The 17870-nt window shown below is 30.6% G+C and carries 18 protein-coding genes; 13 read left to right on the plus strand and 5 right to left on the minus strand.

The window, feature by feature from the left end:
- Positions 1-3 precede the first annotated feature (3 nt).
- The 12 genes from DUT90_RS08660 (at position 4) to DUT90_RS08715 (ending at position 12306) form a co-directional block, all read left to right on the plus strand.
- Positions 4-1179 carry an argininosuccinate synthase gene (locus DUT90_RS08660; protein ID WP_114426755.1) on the plus strand — a complete coding sequence of 392 codons (1176 nt, stop codon included), beginning with the start codon at positions 4-6 and terminating at the stop codon, positions 1177-1179.
- Positions 1180-1283: 104 nt separating this feature from the next.
- Positions 1284-2264: an N-acetyl-gamma-glutamyl-phosphate reductase gene (argC, locus tag DUT90_RS08665; RefSeq protein ID WP_114426756.1), complete on the plus strand. Its 981-nt coding sequence runs from the start codon at positions 1284-1286 to the stop codon at positions 2262-2264.
- Positions 2265-2395: 131 nt separating this feature from the next.
- Complete coding sequence (gene proC / locus DUT90_RS08670; RefSeq protein ID WP_114426757.1) at positions 2396-3190, plus strand: pyrroline-5-carboxylate reductase; 795 nt, start codon at positions 2396-2398, stop codon at positions 3188-3190.
- 36 nt (positions 3191-3226) lie between these two features.
- The gene (locus DUT90_RS08675) at positions 3227-4357 is read left to right on the plus strand and encodes an aspartate aminotransferase family protein (protein WP_114426758.1); all 1131 of its coding nucleotides are present in this window, start codon (positions 3227-3229) and stop codon (positions 4355-4357) included.
- Between the two features lie 42 nt (positions 4358-4399).
- Positions 4400-5596 (plus strand): glutamate-5-semialdehyde dehydrogenase, encoded by a 1197-nt coding sequence (locus tag DUT90_RS08680; RefSeq protein WP_114426759.1) that lies wholly within the window; start codon positions 4400-4402, stop codon positions 5594-5596.
- Positions 5597-5701: 105 nt separating this feature from the next.
- A complete protein-coding gene (proB, locus tag DUT90_RS08685) occupies positions 5702-6466 on the plus strand; it encodes a glutamate 5-kinase (protein WP_114426760.1) in 765 nt (254 codons plus the stop codon).
- A gap of 52 nt (positions 6467-6518) precedes the next feature.
- Entirely contained in the window at positions 6519-7457 is a 939-nt protein-coding gene (locus tag DUT90_RS08690) for an N-acetylornithine carbamoyltransferase (protein WP_114426761.1), read from the plus strand.
- A 215-nt stretch (positions 7458-7672) separates the two neighbouring features.
- Positions 7673-8449 (plus strand): acetylglutamate kinase, encoded by a 777-nt coding sequence (argB, locus tag DUT90_RS08695; protein WP_114426762.1) that lies wholly within the window; start codon positions 7673-7675, stop codon positions 8447-8449.
- A 1-nt stretch (position 8450) separates the two neighbouring features.
- Positions 8451-9518, plus strand: a complete 1068-nt coding sequence (locus tag DUT90_RS08700; RefSeq protein ID WP_114426763.1) for a M20 family metallo-hydrolase — start codon at positions 8451-8453, stop codon at positions 9516-9518.
- Positions 9519-9604: 86 nt separating this feature from the next.
- Entirely contained in the window at positions 9605-10882 is a 1278-nt protein-coding gene (gene argH / locus DUT90_RS08705) for an argininosuccinate lyase (RefSeq protein ID WP_114426764.1), read from the plus strand.
- A gap of 50 nt (positions 10883-10932) precedes the next feature.
- A complete protein-coding gene (locus DUT90_RS08710) occupies positions 10933-11550 on the plus strand; it encodes a GDSL-type esterase/lipase family protein (RefSeq protein ID WP_114426765.1) in 618 nt (205 codons plus the stop codon).
- 27 nt (positions 11551-11577) lie between these two features.
- Positions 11578-12306, plus strand: coding sequence for an esterase family protein (locus tag DUT90_RS08715; RefSeq protein WP_114426766.1), 729 nt, complete (start codon positions 11578-11580; stop codon positions 12304-12306).
- Here the strand turns inward: DUT90_RS08715 and DUT90_RS08720 are convergent.
- The 5 genes from DUT90_RS08720 to DUT90_RS08740 form a co-directional block, all read right to left on the minus strand.
- Positions 12303-13448 (minus strand): lycopene cyclase family protein, encoded by a 1146-nt coding sequence (locus tag DUT90_RS08720; RefSeq protein ID WP_114426767.1) that lies wholly within the window; start codon positions 13446-13448, stop codon positions 12303-12305. The genes DUT90_RS08715 and DUT90_RS08720 overlap by 4 nt on opposite strands.
- 94 nt (positions 13449-13542) lie before the next feature.
- Complete coding sequence (locus DUT90_RS08725; RefSeq protein WP_181858171.1) at positions 13543-13989, minus strand: sterol desaturase family protein; 447 nt, start codon at positions 13987-13989, stop codon at positions 13543-13545.
- The gene (locus DUT90_RS08730) at positions 13990-14832 is read right to left on the minus strand and encodes a phytoene/squalene synthase family protein (protein WP_114426768.1); all 843 of its coding nucleotides are present in this window, start codon (positions 14830-14832) and stop codon (positions 13990-13992) included.
- Between the two features lies 1 nt (position 14833).
- On the minus strand, positions 14834-16300 hold the full coding sequence (locus DUT90_RS08735) for an NAD(P)/FAD-dependent oxidoreductase (RefSeq protein ID WP_114426769.1): 1467 nt from the start codon (positions 16298-16300) through the stop codon (positions 14834-14836).
- Positions 16301-16361: 61 nt separating this feature from the next.
- Positions 16362-17255, minus strand: a complete 894-nt coding sequence (locus DUT90_RS08740) for a MerR family transcriptional regulator (RefSeq protein WP_114426770.1) — start codon at positions 17253-17255, stop codon at positions 16362-16364.
- A 118-nt stretch (positions 17256-17373) separates the two neighbouring features.
- On the opposite strand from DUT90_RS08740, the gene DUT90_RS08745 reads away from it, so the two are divergent.
- Positions 17374-17868 (plus strand): RNA polymerase sigma factor, encoded by a 495-nt coding sequence (locus DUT90_RS08745; protein ID WP_114426771.1) that lies wholly within the window; start codon positions 17374-17376, stop codon positions 17866-17868.
- The last annotated feature ends 2 nt before the right edge of the window (positions 17869-17870 follow it).

Genomic DNA, 17870 nt, shown 5'->3' on the forward strand with positions numbered 1-17870 from the left:
AAGATGAAAAAATTAGTGATTGCTTACAGTGGTGGTTTAGATACTTCTTACTGTGCAGTAAGTTTATCAAAAGAATATGATGTACATGCAGTAAGTGTAAATACTGGTGGTTTTACAAATGAAGAAATAAAACATATAGAAAGTAATGCCTACAAAATGGGTGTTTCTACATATAAAAATATTGATGCTGTAGCTACTTTTTACAACAAAGTTGTTAAATATTTAATTTTTGGAAACGTTTTAAAAAATGCAACATACCCTTTATCTGTAAGTGCAGAAAGAATTATTCAAGCTATAGAAATTATAGAATATGCTAAAAGCATTGGGGCTGAATATATTGCCCATGGTAGTACTGGTGCAGGAAATGATCAAGTTAGATTTGATATGATTTTTCAAACCCTTGCTCCTGGCATTAAAATCATTACTCCTATTAGAGATAAAAAATTAGCGAGACAAGAAGAAATAGATTATTTAAAATCTGAAGGAATTGATATGCCTTGGGAAAAATCTAAATACTCTGTAAACAAAGGCCTTTGGGGTACTAGTGTTGGTGGTGTAGAAACACTAAAATCAGAAAAACCATTACCTAGTGAAGCATACCCTTCTCAACTAGAAAAAGAAGGCGAAGAGAAAGTAACGTTAACTTTTAAAAATGGTGAGTTTATTGCATTAAATGGAGAAGAAAATGCTCCTGAAGTGAACATAGAAAAGTTAAACGATATTGCATCTGCTTATGCAATTGGTAGAGATATTCATGTAGGAGATACTATTGTAGGTACCAAAGGTAGAGTTGGTTTTGAGGCTGCTGCTGCTTTAATTACAGTAAAAGCACACCATTTATTAGAAAAACATACCTTAACAAAATGGCAACTGCAACACAAAGAATATTTATCTAGTTTTTACGGAATGCATTTGCACGAAGGTCAATATTTAGACCCTGTAATGAGAGATACTGAAGCCTTTTTACAAAGTTCTCAAAAAATGGTTTCTGGTGATGTAACTGTAACGTTAAAACCGTATCATTTTTCTTTAGATGGTATTGTTTCTAAACATGATTTAATGTCTAGCAAATTCAGTACTTATGGTGAAGAAAACAAAGCTTGGACTGCAGATGATGCAAAAGGATTTATTAAAATAATAGGGAATCAAAATAAAATTTACCAGCAAGTAAATAAGTAGTTTATAAAGTATAAAAGTAAAAAGTTTTAAGGTTACCTCTAAATTACTTTTTTTTAGAATCCTCAACTTTACAAACTTTCAACTTTAAAACATTAAAACAAAAAATGAAACTAGAAGTCGGAATTATAGGTGGTGCAGGATACACAGCTGGTGAATTGATTAGATTGTTATTAAATCATCCAAATACAAACATAAATTTTATATTCAGTACATCTAATGCAGGTAATAAAGTCTATAAAATTCATCAAGATTTAATAGGAACAACAGAGTTATCTTTTACAGATACTATTAACCCTAATGTTGATGTGTTATTTTTATGTTTAGGTCATGGAAATTCAACAGCTTTTTTAGAAAAAAACGAATTTTCTAATACTACTAAAATCATCGATTTAAGTAACGATTTTAGATTAAAAGCTGATGAAACTTTAGATAACAAAACTTTTGTTTATGGTTTACCTGAACTTCAAAAAGAAAAAATTGTAACGGCTAATTATATTGCAAATCCTGGTTGTTTTGCAACAGCATTACAATTGGCTATTTTGCCTCTAGCTGCTAACGGTTTGTTAAAAGATGATATACATATCAATGCCGTTACTGGAGCTACTGGCGCAGGAACTTCATTATCTAAAACCACGCATTTTACGTGGAGAGATAATAATTTTTCGCATTACAAAGCATTTAATCATCAACATTTAGGAGAAATCAATCAAACCATTCAGCAATTGCAATCTGGTTGTGAAAGTAAGGTCTTTTTTATGCCGAATCGTGGGAATTTTTCAAGAGGAATTTTTGCTACAGCATACACTACTTTTGAAGGAACTGTTGAAGAAGGAATTGCATTGTATAAAGAGTTTTATAAAGATGCCAAATTTACATTTGTTTCAGACGAAGCAGTTCATATGAAACAGGTAGTAAATACTAACAAGTGTATTGTTGGTGTTGAAAAACATGGTAATAAATTATTAATTACCAGTGTAATTGACAATTTATTAAAAGGAGCCTCAGGACAAGCTATTCAAAATATGAATTTAATGTACGGATTTGAAGAAACGTTAGGTTTAAATTTAAAAGCGAATTATTTTTAAAGGCCTCCCCTAACCCCTCCAAAAGAGGGGAAACAGCAACGAAATGTATTCATGCAATTAAAAAAATAAGAATATCCGCTCAGCACTCCTTCCTTTTGGGAAGGTTAGGATGGGCTTTTGAAACTAAACAAATGAAAATAGCAATTATAGGAACAGGAAATTTAGGAAGTTCAATCGCAAAAGGATTGATTAAAAACGAATCGTTTACTTCTTTATATTTGAGTGATAGAAATACTAAAGCTGTACAAAGTTTTGAAACGCTAGACAATGTTTTTATTACTAGTGATAATGCTTTGGCGGTAGAAAATTCTGATATTATCATTTTTGCGTTACAGCCTAAACACATAGATGGGGTTTTAACAAATGTAGCATCAAAAATTTCTGCGGATCATATTGTAATGTCTGTTGCTGCTGGTGTTGGAATTGACAGAATAGAAAACATTGTTGGTAGTGATAAAAACGTGATTCGAATAATGCCAAATACGGCGATTTCTATAAATAAATCGATGACCTGTATTGCGGCGAATACTACTGGAAAAGATAAAATTGCTTTGGCAGAAGAAATTTTTAATCAATTAGGAACTACCATGGTAATTTCTGAAGATTTAATGCAAGCGGCTACCGTAATCTGCGGAAGCGGAATTGCTTTTTGGATGCGTTTGATTCGCGCTACCACTCAAGCTGCCATACAACTTGGTTTTGAGGCAGAACAAGCGCATGAATTGGCGGTACAAACGTGTTTTAGTTCTGCTAGTTTATTAAAAGAATCTGGCAGACATCCGGAACAAGAAATAGACAGAGTTACCACACCTAGTGGTTGTACTATAGAAGGTTTGAATGAAATGGAGCATCAAGGTTTGAGTTCTGCTTTAATTCAAGGAGTTGTAGCTTCTTTTGAAAAAATAAATCAATTGAAAAAAAATTAATACTAAGGATTTAAATTCCTTCAAAAACTAAGAATTATGCCTTTATTTAATGTTTATCCACTTTATGATGTAACACCTGTTTCTGCTAAAGGAGTTTACGTTTATGATGAAAACAAGACAGAATACCTAGATTTATATGGAGGTCATGCTGTTATTTCTATTGGTCATGCGCATCCTAAATACGTAAAAGCAATAACAAAACAAGTTGATAAATTAGGGTTTTACTCTAATGCTATTCAAAATCCATTACAAAAAGAATTGGCTGATAAATTGGAGTCATTATCTGACTGTAAAAATTACGAACTATTTTTATGTAATTCTGGTGCTGAAGCTAATGAAAATGCTTTGAAACTTGCCTCTTTTAAAACGGGTAAATCCAGAATAATTGCATTTAAAAATGGTTTTCATGGAAGAACCTCTGCTGCTGTTGCCGCAACTGATAACCCAAATGTGGTGGCTCCTATTAACGCACAACAAAAAGTCACTTTTTTAGAATTAAATGATGTTATAGGTGTAAAAGCAGAATTAGAAAAAGGAGATGTTTGCGCAGTTATAGTAGAATTTATTCAAGGTGTAGGTGGTTTAGATCAAGGTAATCAAGACTTCTTTGAGCAAGTTTATGCTTTGTGCAAGCAAAACAATACCATGTTTATTGCAGATGAAGTACAGTCTGGTTATGGTAGGTCAGGTAAGTTTTTTGCTTTTCAACACTATAACGTTACACCAGATATCATCTCTATAGCAAAAGGAATGGGTAATGGTTTTCCTATAGGCGGAATTTTAATTCACCCAGATATTGAAGCAAAATTTGGTATGTTAGGCACTACTTTTGGAGGAAATCATTTGGCATGTGCTGCGGGTTTGTCTGTTTTAAAAGTAATAGAACAAGAGAACTTAATAGAAAACGTTAAGACAATCTCAGAATATTTTGTGAAAATAGCCAAAACCATCCCTCAAGTTAAAAATATAAAAGGTAGAGGTTTAATGCTTGGACTAGAATTTGATTTTGAAGTTGCAGAATTACGCAAAAAATTAATATACGACTATCACATTTTTACAGGAGGAGCTTCTAATAAAAAAGTGTTGAGAATTTTACCTCCGCTAACTATTAGAAAAGATCATATTAACCACTTTTTTGAGGCCTTAGTGGATGCTTTAGAAAATTAACACAACACTTTATCTTTAAAAGGGTATTAGAAGACTAGAAAAATGAATACGTTATTATCTATAGAAACAAGAAATGCAGTATTGCTAACTATGGCAGAACTTTTAGAACAACATAGAGCAGAAATTATTAATATCAACACAAAAGATTGTGAGGCTTATACGGGTGATGATATATCTATGTTTGATCGTTTAAAGGTTAACGATGCAAAAGTTGATGAAATGATTGCTGCAGCAAAACATTTGGCTTCTCAAGAAGATCCTGTTGGTATAGAACGTTTTTCTTTTTTACACGACAATGGGATGAAAGTATACAACAAAACAGCATCATTTGGTACTGTTCTAATTATTTACGAATCTAGACCAGATGTTACTGTTGAAGCTGCTGGAATTGCATTTAAATCGGGTAACAAAATATTATTAAAAGGCGGAAAAGAATCGTTACGTTCTAACTTAAAAATTGTAGAATTATGGCACCAAGCGTTACAACAACATGGAGCTGCTACAGATTGGGTAGAATATTTACAATTTAATAGAACAGAAACACAAGCTTTTTTAGAAAAGCCAACTCAAAAAGTAGATTTGATTGTACCTAGAGGTGGCGAGCGTTTGATTGCTTTTGTAAAACAACACGCTACATGCCCAGTAATTATTAGTGGTAGGGGAAATAATTTTGTATTTGTAGAAAAGGAAGCAGATATTCAGATAGCTTTAGATATCATCTTAAACGGAAAATCTAAAATTTCTGCTTGTAATGCTATTGATAAAATTTTGGTTGATGAAAATTTGGCAAACAAAGAACATTTTATAAATCAACTCATAGGTAAATTAAAAGATGCTAATATTACTATTTTAGGTGATGAAATTGTAGCTAAAAATCATACTTTAGAAACTATTGAATCTGATGCTGTTTGGTACGAAGAGTTTTTAGATTACAAGATTGTCGTTGGTCAAATTTCGTCTAACAAAGCTGCTATTGAAAAAATTAACAAGTATTCTGGTGGGCATTCAGCAGCTATCATCACAAAAAATGAAAATACAGCACAATTATTTATGCAAAATATAGATTGTGCCGCTGTTTATCATAATGCGTCTACTCGTTTTACAGATGGTGGTCAATTAGGTTTAGGTGGAGAGCTAGCAATTAGTACAGATAAATTACACCAACGCGGACCAATTGGTTTACAGCACCTAGTAACAAATAAATGGTATATTCACGGAAGTGGACAGATAAGGAATTAATGGTTTTTGGTTGTTTGTTTTTAGTTGATGGTTTGAACTTTATATTTTAAAAATTTATTCCTGATAACTGATAACCGATAACTGACAACTAAAAAAACGAAGTTTTTGAGTAAAAAGAAACGCATATTATTAAAAATTGGTTCCAATACGTTAACCAAAGAAACCGATAATATTTCCAGAGGAAAAATTGAAGACATTGCTAATCAAATTGCAAAACTGAAAGACTCTTGCGAATTTATTATTGTAAGTTCTGGTGCTATTGCTGTTGCAAAACAATTTGTAAAATTAGAAAGTTTGCAAAGTGAAGTCTTTGTAAAACAAGCTTTGGCTTCTATTGGTCAACCACACTTAATTCGTATTTATCAAGAAATTTTTAGAGAATATGGTTTGTTAAGTTCACAGTGCCTACTCTCCTATTCCGATTTTGAAAAAGATGAAAGCAAAACTAATATTACCAACACCATAAACGTTTTAGTTAACAACAACTACATTCCTATTATTAATGAAAATGATACCGTTGCTACTGACGAAATTAAGTTTGGAGATAATGATAAATTAGCGGCTTTAACAGCTTCTTTATTAGACGTAGATTTGTTGATAATCGCGACAAATACAAACGGAATTTACACCAAAGCTTCTATTAAAAATGGTACTCCAGAAACCATAAAAGAGGTAACCGATTTTGACTATTTAACTAGCGAAGTAGTTAATTCTAAATCTTCTCATGGTAGTGGTGGTATGCAATCTAAAATTGAAGCTGCAAAAGTTGCAAAAAAAGCCAACATAGAAACTTGGATTGTGAATGGTTTACAAGATAATTTTATTTTGGATGCGTTTGAAAACAATATCAATTTTACAAAAATAAATTAACTAAGAATTTCATTCTTGCAAAAGCATAAATATCACAATAGAATTTCACAATATGAAACACTATACTTCCATAAACGACATAAATAACATCAATACTTGGATTGAAGAAGCCAAAGCTCTAAAAGAAAACCCTTTGGCGAATATTGATTTAGGCAAAAACAAAACGTTAGGATTGTTATTTTTCAATTCTAGTTTACGTACGCGTTTAAGCACTCAAAAAGCAGCATTGAATTTAGGCATGAATCCAATTGTAATGAATGTTTCTGGTGATGCGTGGGGTATAGAATTTGGAGACGGAACTATAATGAATGGCAACACCGCAGAGCACATTAAAGAAGCGGCAGCTGTAGTTTCTCAATATTGTGATGTAATCGCGGTAAGAGCTTTTCCTGGTTTAACTGACAAAGAAAAAGATGAGTCTGAACACATTTTAAATTCTTTTATCGAGTTTGCTTCTGTTCCTATTGTAAATATGGAAAGTGCTACTGGCCACCCTTTACAAGGGTTAACTGATGCAATTACAATTGTAGAGAACACAACTAAAAAGAAACCGAAAGTAGTCTTAAGTTGGGCACCTCACATTAAGGCATTGCCTCATGCTGTTGCCAATAGTTTTACACAAGTGATGCAAAAAATGGATGTTGAGTTTGTCATTACAAATCCAGAAGGATATAATTTAAATCCAGAAATAACAAAAGACACTCCTATTTATCACAATCAAGAGGAAGCTTTTAAGAATGCAGATTTTGTATACACCAAAAATTGGAGTTCTTATGAAGACTATGGAAAAGTAATAAATACAGATCCTAATTGGATGATTACTAAAGAGAAAATTGGAAATGCTAAATTTATGCACTGTTTGCCTGTAAGAAGAAATGTTATTGTAGAAGATGCTGTTTTAGATAGTGATAATTCCATTGTTATTCAGCAAGCAAACAACAGAACTTATGCTGCGCAATTGGTGTTAAAAAAGATATTAGAAGATTTTTAAAACAGTTACAACCTCTCTGGTTTCGAAAACTTATGAGGTTTCAAACAAACAAAGTAAAACAATTCTATTATATAAAACAGATTATTTTATTTTCATTCTTATAATGACATAAATAGATTTTTAAAAAGACCTTTCAGGTTTTAAAAACCTGAAAGATCTACATAAATATAATATCAAGTATAATTTTTCCCCTTTGGGGAAATTAAAAGGGGCATATGAAAAAACTATCCATCGTAAAAATTGGCGGAAACATTATAGAAGATGAAAATGCTTTGCAAGAATTTTTGACGTTGTTTTCGAAAATTGAAGGGCATAAAATTCTAGTTCACGGTGGTGGTAAACGTGCCACTCATATTGCTTCTAAATTGGGTATTACATCTAAAATGATTAACGGTAGAAGAATAACTGATGCAGAAACCTTAGAAGTAATTACCATGGTTTATGGTGGTTTAGTCAATAAGAATATCGTTGCAAAATTGCAGGCAAATCATATTAATGCTATCGGTTTAACTGGTGCAGATATTAATGCTATCCAATCTGATAAAAGACCTGTTGCAGCAATCGATTTTGGTTTTGTTGGTGATGTTAAAAAGGTTAATCACAACGGAATAAATAAATTGATTAAAGCCGAATTTACTCCTGTATTTTGCGCCATTACTCACGATAAAAACGGACAATTATTAAACACAAACGCAGATACGATTGCTTCTCAAGTTGCAGTTGGCATGAGTAATCTTTATGAAACATCTATTTATTATTGTTTTGAATTAAATGGTGTTTTGCAAGATATCAATGATAAAAGTTCAGTTATAAAAAATATCAATACAACAACTTATAAAGTATTACTTGCTAAAGGTATTATTGCTGATGGTATGATTCCTAAAATAGACAATTGTTTTGATGCATTACTTAACGGGGTACAAAAAGTTCACATAGGTAATACAGCTATGTTAACTAAAGAAAATGATAATTTTACAACCTTAACGTTATAAAATGACTCAAGAAAAACTAACACAAAAAGCAATTTCACTTTTAAAAAGTTTAATTGAAACACAATCTTTTTCATCCGAAGAAGAACAAACTGCAGCTTTAATAGAAGCTTGGTTTATTGAGTTTAATATCCCTTTTAAAAGAACAAAAAATAACATTTGGGCAACAAACAAACATTTTACAGAAGGCAAACCAACGTTGTTGTTAAATTCTCATCATGATACTGTAAAACCAAATTCAGCTTATACAAATGACCCTTTTAAAGCTATCGTAAAAGATGGTAAATTATATGGTTTAGGTAGCAATGATGCTGGTGGTTGTTTGGTATCTTTAATAGCAACATTTACGTATTTTTACGATCAAGAAAATTTAAAATACAATTTGGTAATTGTAGCTTCCGCTGAAGAAGAAAGTAGTGGGCCAAATGGATTAAATAGTATGTTACCTATCATTCCGCACATAGACGTGGCAATTGTTGGAGAACCCACTTTAATGAATTTAGCAATTGCCGAAAAAGGTTTGGTTGTTTTTGATGCTGTGGTAGCAGGCACCCCAAGTCATGCAGCGCATCCAAATGAAAACAATTCAATTTACAACGCTATAGAAGTCTTACAATGGTTTAAAGATTTTAAATTTGAAAAAGGTTCCGATGCTTTGGGTGATGTAAAACTAACCGTAACTCAAATTAATGCTGGTTCACAACACAATGTCGTACCCGCTCATGTAGATTTAGTTGTTGATGTTCGTGTAAACGATGCTTACACTAACCAAGAAATTGCAAGTATTTTACAGAAAAAATCACCTTGTAGTAAAATAACACCAAGAAGTTTACGTTTAAACTCGTCTTCTATAAATCCTAATCATGATTTGGTAAAAGCAGGAATTGCTATGGGAAGAAAAACCTATGGCTCACCAACTTTATCTGACCAAGCTTGTTTAACTTGTCAATCACTAAAATTAGGCCCTGGAGATAGTACTCGTTCTCATTCTGCAGATGAATTTATTTATATTGCAGAAATTGAGGAAGGGATACAAATTTACATTGACCTCTTAAATAGAGTAATTATATAATAGTTGCTGGTTTATAGTTATTGGTTGTTGGCAAAAATCTCTTCAACTAAAAACTAAAAACCAAAAACCAAAAACTAAGAAAAAACATGAAACTTTGGGATAAAGGATTTTCAATAGACAAACAAATAGAAAATTTTACTGTTGGTAATGATAGAGAAATAGATATTCATATTGCTAAATATGATGTACAAGCTTCTTTAGCACATGCCATAATGTTAGCATCTATAGGAATTATTTCTGCTGATGAATTAACTGACTTAAAAAAAGGATTACAAGAATTAGCTACTGATATCGAAAATGGAGACTTTATTATTGAAGAATCTTTTGAAGATGTACACTCTAAAATTGAATGGGAGTTGACCAATAAGCTTGGAGATGTTGGTAAAAAAATTCATACAGCACGTTCAAGAAACGATCAAGTATTAGTTGCTTTACAATTGTATTACAAAGAAAATTTAGCTATTGTAAATGACAAAGTAAAAACATTATTTGATACATTACTTAATTTAGCTGATACTCATAAAAACTCTTTATTACCCGGTTATACACACTTGCAAGTAGCAATGCCATCATCATTTGGTTTGTGGTTTTCTGCTTATGCAGAATTGTTAGTTGATGATGTTTACATGCTAAATGCAGTCTCTAAAGTTGTAGATCAAAATCCTTTGGGTTCAGCTGCTGGCTATGGTAGCTCTTTTCCTATTGACAGGGAGTTAACCACCAAAGAATTGGAGTTTTCAACTTTAAAATATAACGTTGTTGCCGCACAATTAAGTAGAGGAAAAAGTGAACGTTCTATTGCATCTGCTTTGGGCGGATTGTGTAATACTATGGCTCGTTTTGCGATGGATGTTTGTTTGTATATGAGTCAGAATTTTGGTTTTATAACTTTTCCTGACGAGTTAACTACAGGAAGTAGCATTATGCCACATAAGAAAAATCCAGATGTTTTTGAATTGATTCGTGGAAAATGTAATAAAATTCAAGCTTTACATGCTGAAATGTTATTGATAACAAACAACTTACCCACAGGGTATCATAGAGATTTTCAATTGTTAAAAGAGAATATTATTGCTGCTTTTGAAGATGTAAAAGATATTTTAGACATCTTTAATTATGCTATTCAACAAGTTATTGTAAAAGATATTGATTTGAATGATGAAAAATATCAATATTTATTTACTGTTGATAGTATTAATAATTTAGTGGTAGAAGGCATGTCTTTTAGAGAGGCTTATCAAAAAATTGGTGGACAAGTACAAGCAGGTGCTTATAAACCAGACTTAGGAAAACAACATTCGCATTTAGGAAGTATTCATAATCTTGGATTAGATAGAATTAAAGCTAAGTTTCCAGAAAATTAACATTTTAATTCGGGGCTAACCCCTATTTTTATAGTCTTAAAAAGTGATATATGTTTTGGTACCATGATGAGTTAGAACGCTTAGAAAAGAAAGTTAGAGAAACTAAATTCACTCCAAAAACTGTGTTTTTTGGAAGTTCTACATTTACACTTTGGAGTGATGTTGAGAAAATATTTAAAGATCAAAACGCACTAAATTTAGGTTTTGGCGGCTCTACATTAGCCTCATGTACTTGGTTTTTTAATAGAATATTTAAAGATATTACAGCTATTGAATCTTTGGTAATCTATGCAGGAGACAACGATTTAGGAGAAGGCAGACATCCTGAAGAAGTTGTTTTATTTTTTGAAAATTTAGTATATAAAATTAGAGAAAAATATGGCAATATAAAATGTAGTTTTATAGCTATAAAACCCAGTATTGCTCGTAAAAATATACAAGGTAGTATTCATTACACAAATAAATGTGTTCAAACATTAACAGAGAAAGATGATTATTTATTTTTTGTTGATATTTTTGAAAACCTTTTAGATAATAATGGAAATGCTGACAATCAATATTTTGAAGATGATGGTTTACATTTTAATACTAAAGGATATGAAATATTAACTGAAGCGCTTCAAAAAAACAAACATATTTTTCCTGAAAACATTTTTCAAAATATCTAAGATAAAAGTTATATCTATTAAAAAATCATGAAACGAGAATATCACAAATGGTATAGTCCTAATCTTGAAAAAGAGATGGAACTATTAGTATTTGGGCATTCTGGTGCTAAAGTGTTATTTTTTCCACCTAGGATGGGACGTTTTTATGATTATGAAGATTGGAAAGTAATTAAGGCTCTTGAAGAAAAAATTACAAATGGAGATTTGCAAGTTTTTTGTGTAGATAGCGTTGATCTAGAATCTTTTTACAACAGTTTCAGTCATCCTGGTTACAGGATTTACAGACACATTCAATATGAAAAATATGTTTTAGAAGAAGTATTACCTCTTGCTAACAAAATTAATACAAATCCTAATGTAATTTCTGCAGGTTGCAGTTTAGGAGCATATCATGCTGTCAACGTAGCTATGCGTCATCCAAACCTATTTTGTAAGGTTGTAGGCATGAGTGGGCGTTACGATTTGACTAAATCTAAAGGTTATTTTAAAGATTTACTAAGTGGATTTCATAATGATTTTGTGTATTTTAATATGCCTAATCAATATTTAAAAAATTTAGAAGACCCTAATTTGATTCAGCAAATTGATAATATAGATATTATTTTAACAATTGGAAAAGAAGATCCTTTTTTAAAAAGCAATTATATTTTATCAGATATTTTTAATGAAAAGGGAATATCTCACCAACTTTTTGAATGGGATGAAAGAGCTCACAAAGCCTATTATTGGCGAAAGATGGTACAAATATACTTCTAGTTTAAAAAAACTCTCTTTAAAAGTGCTTTAACAAAAGGAAAAGGAGACATTTTTGAAATGATCTGCAAATCTTCTCGAATAGAAGTTTCATCATCTAAAAATTTTAAAATTTTATGTGCTGGTATTTTTTGAAACATTTCACTAAAAATAAATGAACCTAGATGATTTTTTTCATGTAAAATATCTAGCAATAGCAAATCATAAAACCAGAATTTATTTTTTTTATGAAAGTTTTGTAAGGCTTTCTTTTGTTTTAAATAATTAACTAATCGTATTGAATTCTTATTAATATTTTTAAACGTAAAACCTGTACTTGCCTTACTCCATCCTCCTGCAGTACCTATGTGAATAATGTTTTCTGAGTTATTTTTCCAAAATTCATAACATGTCATTGGTATAGCTCCTTGTTCTTGTTCTACAATTTCATATTCCGTAATTCCTTTATGTATAAGATATTTTTCTATCTCACCCTTATATTCTTCATATGGTAGTAATTTAGAAGTAAATAGTGTATACTCAAAAAGTGCCTCTTTTTTACTATAGGGTAACACATACATAAAGCGAGTTTGCTGTTTTTGATCTACAGTAAAATCCATAAAAGTGGCAGTTTCATCATCAAAAAAAACATCTTTTGTCTTTACGAAAAAACCGACAAAATGTTGCTGCAATACAGGATATTTTTCTTGCTTTAAATACCCATCATCAAACAAGATACTATTGATAACAACATCTGAAAAAAATATTTTAGTGGTTGTGGTAACCTTAGCTCTGTCTTGTTCTTGAGCTATATTATATACTTTTTCTTTTAAGAAAGTGATGTTTTTTTTATTTTCAATTTGTTTCCAAATCTTACTATAAAAATCTGCACTACGTATCATTTTGTACTGATAAGGAGTTATGTTTTCTTCAGTACTAAATTGGTTGGCTTTAAAGGCTATGTTTTTCCAAGAAGTGGTTAAAACATCATCCCATTCGCCATTTGGTGTTTCCCAAAAACACCAAGTTCTGTCATTTATAGATTTCTTTTCTTTGTCTATCAACAATATACTCTTATCATCAAAAAAAGCATCTAAAGACATTCTGTATACCATCATCAAACCAGATGCCCCAGAACCAACAATGATGTAATCGAAATTATCCATATTATTGGTTTATTTTTGTTGCATTTAAGGTTGATGGATTAAAGTGTAAGTCAATTATACGTTGTAGCTACAATTACTTAATATAAAGAGCGTATTATAAGTATTCTTTAAAATACTTTATAGGTACAAATAACATTCCAAAGCATTGACTGTCTTCTTTTCCCATATTTTTATGATGTACTTTATGTGCTTTACGCAATGCTTTTAAATACCAATTATTTGTTCTTTTAAACCACTTGAAACGTTGATGTATTAAAACATCGTGAATTAAAAAGTAAGCTATACCATAAAAAAGAATTCCTAATCCTATAAAAAATAAAAATCTATATTCTGTATACGTTCCAAAAAGAAAGAGTAACATACTGGGTACTGCAAAAACAACAAAAAAAGCATCGTTTTTTTCAAATACATGAGGGTATCCAGGTTCATGATGATCTTCATGCAAAAACCAACCAAAACCATGCATAACATATTTATGCGTACACCAAGTAATGCCTTCCATTAAAACAAAAACACCAAGTGTAATTAATGCATATATCATTTAAATAATATTTAATTTATATTTTACGTAACTTCTTGCTAAAAGATTGATTTTCATAGGGTCAGAAATACGGATTCTAGTATCCATAATTTTTTCTGAAGGTATAGACTTCAATTTTTTTAACAATCGTCTATAATACCTGTAAGCCATATACACACCAAATTTTGCTTCTACAGGCAATTTAAGAATTCCTTCTGTATAGGCATAATCAAAATCTGCTTCAATTTCATCAATAATAATCTGTTTGGAAGCTGCGTTTAGTTGTCCTAAATCTACATTAGGGAAGTATGATCTATTTAAATCTTCATAATCTGCTTTAAGATCACGTAAAAAATTCACTTTTTGAAAAGCAGATCCTAAACGCATTGCTGCATCTTTTAACTCATTATATTTGTCATCATCTCCATTTACAAAAACCTTTAAACACATTAGGCCAACCACATCTGCAGAACCATAAATATATTCATCATACTCTGCTTTGGTTTGGTATTCTGTTTTATGTAAATCTGCTTTCATGCTTTTTAAAAAAGCCTGAACCATATCATTGCTAATTTTGTACTTATTTACTGTTTGTTGAAAGGAATTTAAAATAGGATTTAAGCTAATACCCTGTTCTTTGGCAAGATAATAATCTCTTTCAAAATTGGCCATAAGCACTTCTTTATCATAATCATGAAATGTATCTACAATTTCATCTGCAAAACGCACAAATCCGTAAATATTGTATATATCTGTTCTAATACTAGGTGACAACATATTTACGGCTAATGAAAAAGAAGTACTGTAACTTTTGGTTACCAATTTGCTGCAATTGTGTGAGGTTTGATCAAATAATTCTTTCATACTATGCTTGTTTTTTTAAGATTAACTCAGTTGCAATTTTACCAGAAATTAATGCTGGTGGTACTCCTGGTCCTGGAACGGTTAATTGACCCGTAAAATACAGGTTATTTATTTTACTACTTTTTATTTTTGGTCTTAAAAATGCCGTTTGCATCAAGGTATTTGCCATACCATAAGCGTTTCCTTTGAAAGAATTGTATTCTTTTATAAAATCATTCACACAGAAAGACCTTTTAAAGATAACATATTTTTTAACTTCTTGTTTGGTTAATTTCTCAAACCTATTCATAATTTTCTCAAAATATTGTTCTCTTAATTCTTCTGTATCTTTAATACCTGGTGCTAAAGGAATTAGAAAGAAACCTGCTTCTTTTCCTTCTGGCGCAGATGTAATGTCTGTCATAGAAGTAAAGTTAGCATAAAATAAGGGATCTTTAGGCCATTTAGGATCATCATAAATCTCCTTAGCATGTTCATCAAAGTCTGTATCAAAAAATAAGGTGTGATGACTCGCATTCTTTATTTTTTTATCAAAGCCTACATAAAATAATAAAGAAGACGGTGCAAAGGTTTTCTTATCCCAATAAGAAGCAGAATACTGTCTGTAATCTATGTCTAACAATTGTTCTGTATGATGATAGTCAGCCCCACTCAATACCAAATTCGTTTCTATTTTTTCATCATTTACAATTAAAGCAGAAACATTTTTTTTGGCATCTACTACAATTTTTTCAACATTAGCTTCAGTCTTAAAATCTACTCCTAAAGTTTTTGCTAAAGTAACCATACCTTCTATTACTTTATACATACCGCCTCTTGGATGCCAAGTTCCAAGACCAAAATCTGCATAATTCATAAAATTATAAAAAGCAGGTGTATTACTAGGTTTAGCGCCTAAAAACAAGACAGGAAACTCTAAAATTTGAATAAGCTTGGGGTTTTTAATGTTTTTTCTTACCTGTTTTCTTATTGTTGAAAAAAATTGAGAAACTCTAGCTATAGTTGTTGTATTAACAAGCTCTAAGGGAGATACTCCTGGTTTGTATACCAAGTCTTTTATAGCTGTGTCGTAATTTGCCTTTGCTGAGTCTAAAAATTGTTTTAAATGTTTACCACTTCCTTCTTCATGTGCTTCAAAAGTATTATATATTTCCTCTAAATCTTTAGATATTTTTATGGATGAGTTTTCACCAAAATATACTTCATAACCAGGATTTAATTTATCTAAGGTGTAATAATCTGAGGGTTTTTTACCAAAGTCTGCAAAAAAGCGTTCAAAAACATCTGGCATCCAATACCAAGAAGGACCCAAATCAAAAGTAAAGCCTTCTTTTTTAAACTGTCTAGCTCTACCACCTAATGTACTATTTTTTTCTAATACAGTTACGTTGTATCCTGCTTTGGCAAGGTAACAAGACGCTGATAATGCAGAGAAACCGGAGCCTATTATGTGTATGTTTTTGGTCATAAATATATTTGTTAAACAAATATATCAAAATATTAAACAAATTAAAGTAAGCCCTAAAATATTATAATTCTTTTAACAAGTCAGAAACTCTGTCATGTAAAGATATTTTTGATTTAAAGTCGGTATGTTCTAGAAGTGATGTTTTTCTGCCTATTGCGATAAGTTCATGATCTGTGTTTTCTAAAATATCATCAATTTCTCTAAAGTAAGCCTCTAATTTGTCATCATAAGGCATTACAGTCATAGAAGTTACAAAACAAATATCTCTTCCGTTTTTAAAGAAATAATCTAAATTGTCTAAGGGTAAACTTTGACCTAAATATATAGTATGATTACCTCTTAACACTAACTCATAATTTAAATACAATAAACCTAATTCATGTATCTCATTTTCAGGTAAAAACAAAACATATGTTTTATTTGAATTAGAAACACTGTATTGAAGTTTTTCTGTATTAATTTGTATTTTTTGAGCTATTAAATTAGATATAAAATGCTCGTGAGCTGGTAATAATGTATCTGTTTGCCACAGTAAACCTATGTGAGTTAAAAAAGGAATAAAAACATCTTTAAAAACATCTCTAAAAGTCTTTTTATGTAAAAGTTTGTTATAGGTATTGTTAAACAAAACCTTGTCAAACTGAAACATTGATAATTTAAAAGAGTTTATAGCTTCATCATTAATTGCAGACTCAAAAGCCAATTCTCTAGACTTTAGCAACATCTCTTTATCAGACATTTTTGCAATTTTAGAGATCTTAAAGTTGTTATTATTTAATAAAACAATGTTTAAAAGCTTCTGTACACTGTCATTTGAGTAATATCGTATATTAGTACTAGTTCTTTTTGGTTGAAGTAAATTGTATCTTTTTTCCCAAATACGAATGGTATGGGCTTTAATACCTGAAATATTTTCAAGGTCTTTTATGGTAAAATCTTGTTTAATATTGTTCAAAGTATTGTTTTTTTAATTAAACAAATTTAAAATAAATAATTTAAATAAAAGATTTTTTAAGAAATTTGTAACAAATTACACTTTTAAGCTACCTATTATACAAACTAACTAACCTAGAGTGCAAAAAGATTTAGAAAATAAATTCTTATCGGACTTTGAAAAAAATCAAAATATAGCTCATAAAATTTGTAGACTATATACTACAAATAGAGATGCTCATAATGATTTGTTTCAAGAAATAACCATTCAACTTTGGAATAACTATCCAAAGTTTAGAGGGGATTCTAAGTTTAGTACTTGGATGTATAGGGTTGCTTTAAATACAGCTATTTCTCTGTATCGAAAGTCAACCAGAACTATAAAAACACAAGATATAAGCGATGTTGCTTTTAAAATAAAGTCTAATGATTATGATGATACTGAAGAACGTCAATTAAAAGCGCTTTATGCAGCAGTACGCAAATTAAATGATATAGATAAGGCACTAATTTTCTTATATCTTGAAGATAAACCTTACAAAGAAATTTCTGAAGCTTTAGGAATATCATCGGTTAACGCAAGAGTTAAGATGAATAGGGCTAAAGAAAAATTAAAAAATATACTAAACCCATAATG

Source organism: Polaribacter sp. WD7, assembly GCF_003335085.1.
Classification (GTDB): domain Bacteria; phylum Bacteroidota; class Bacteroidia; order Flavobacteriales; family Flavobacteriaceae; genus Polaribacter.

Excerpts from the sequence above, each read along its gene's own strand:
- DUT90_RS08660 (WP_114426755.1), top strand. The coding sequence starts at position 4 with ATGAAAAAATTAGTGATTGCTTACAGTGGTGGTTTAGATACTTCTTAC.
- argC (WP_114426756.1), top strand. The coding sequence starts at position 1,284 with ATGAAACTAGAAGTCGGAATTATAGGTGGTGCAGGATACACAGCTGGT.
- proC (WP_114426757.1), top strand. The coding sequence starts at position 2,396 with ATGAAAATAGCAATTATAGGAACAGGAAATTTAGGAAGTTCAATCGCA.
- DUT90_RS08675 (WP_114426758.1), top strand. The coding sequence starts at position 3,227 with ATGCCTTTATTTAATGTTTATCCACTTTATGATGTAACACCTGTTTCT.
- DUT90_RS08680 (WP_114426759.1), top strand. The coding sequence starts at position 4,400 with ATGAATACGTTATTATCTATAGAAACAAGAAATGCAGTATTGCTAACT.
- DUT90_RS08690 (WP_114426761.1), top strand. The coding sequence starts at position 6,519 with ATGAAACACTATACTTCCATAAACGACATAAATAACATCAATACTTGG.
- argB (WP_114426762.1), top strand. The coding sequence starts at position 7,673 with ATGAAAAAACTATCCATCGTAAAAATTGGCGGAAACATTATAGAAGAT.
- DUT90_RS08700 (WP_114426763.1), top strand. The coding sequence starts at position 8,451 with ATGACTCAAGAAAAACTAACACAAAAAGCAATTTCACTTTTAAAAAGT.
- argH (WP_114426764.1), top strand. The coding sequence starts at position 9,605 with ATGAAACTTTGGGATAAAGGATTTTCAATAGACAAACAAATAGAAAAT.
- DUT90_RS08710 (WP_114426765.1), top strand. The coding sequence starts at position 10,933 with ATGTTTTGGTACCATGATGAGTTAGAACGCTTAGAAAAGAAAGTTAGA.
- DUT90_RS08715 (WP_114426766.1), top strand. The coding sequence starts at position 11,578 with ATGAAACGAGAATATCACAAATGGTATAGTCCTAATCTTGAAAAAGAG.
- DUT90_RS08720 (WP_114426767.1), bottom strand. The coding sequence starts at position 13,448 with ATGGATAATTTCGATTACATCATTGTTGGTTCTGGGGCATCTGGTTTG.
- DUT90_RS08725 (WP_181858171.1), bottom strand. The coding sequence starts at position 13,989 with ATGATATATGCATTAATTACACTTGGTGTTTTTGTTTTAATGGAAGGC.
- DUT90_RS08730 (WP_114426768.1), bottom strand. The coding sequence starts at position 14,832 with ATGAAAGAATTATTTGATCAAACCTCACACAATTGCAGCAAATTGGTA.
- DUT90_RS08735 (WP_114426769.1), bottom strand. The coding sequence starts at position 16,300 with ATGACCAAAAACATACACATAATAGGCTCCGGTTTCTCTGCATTATCA.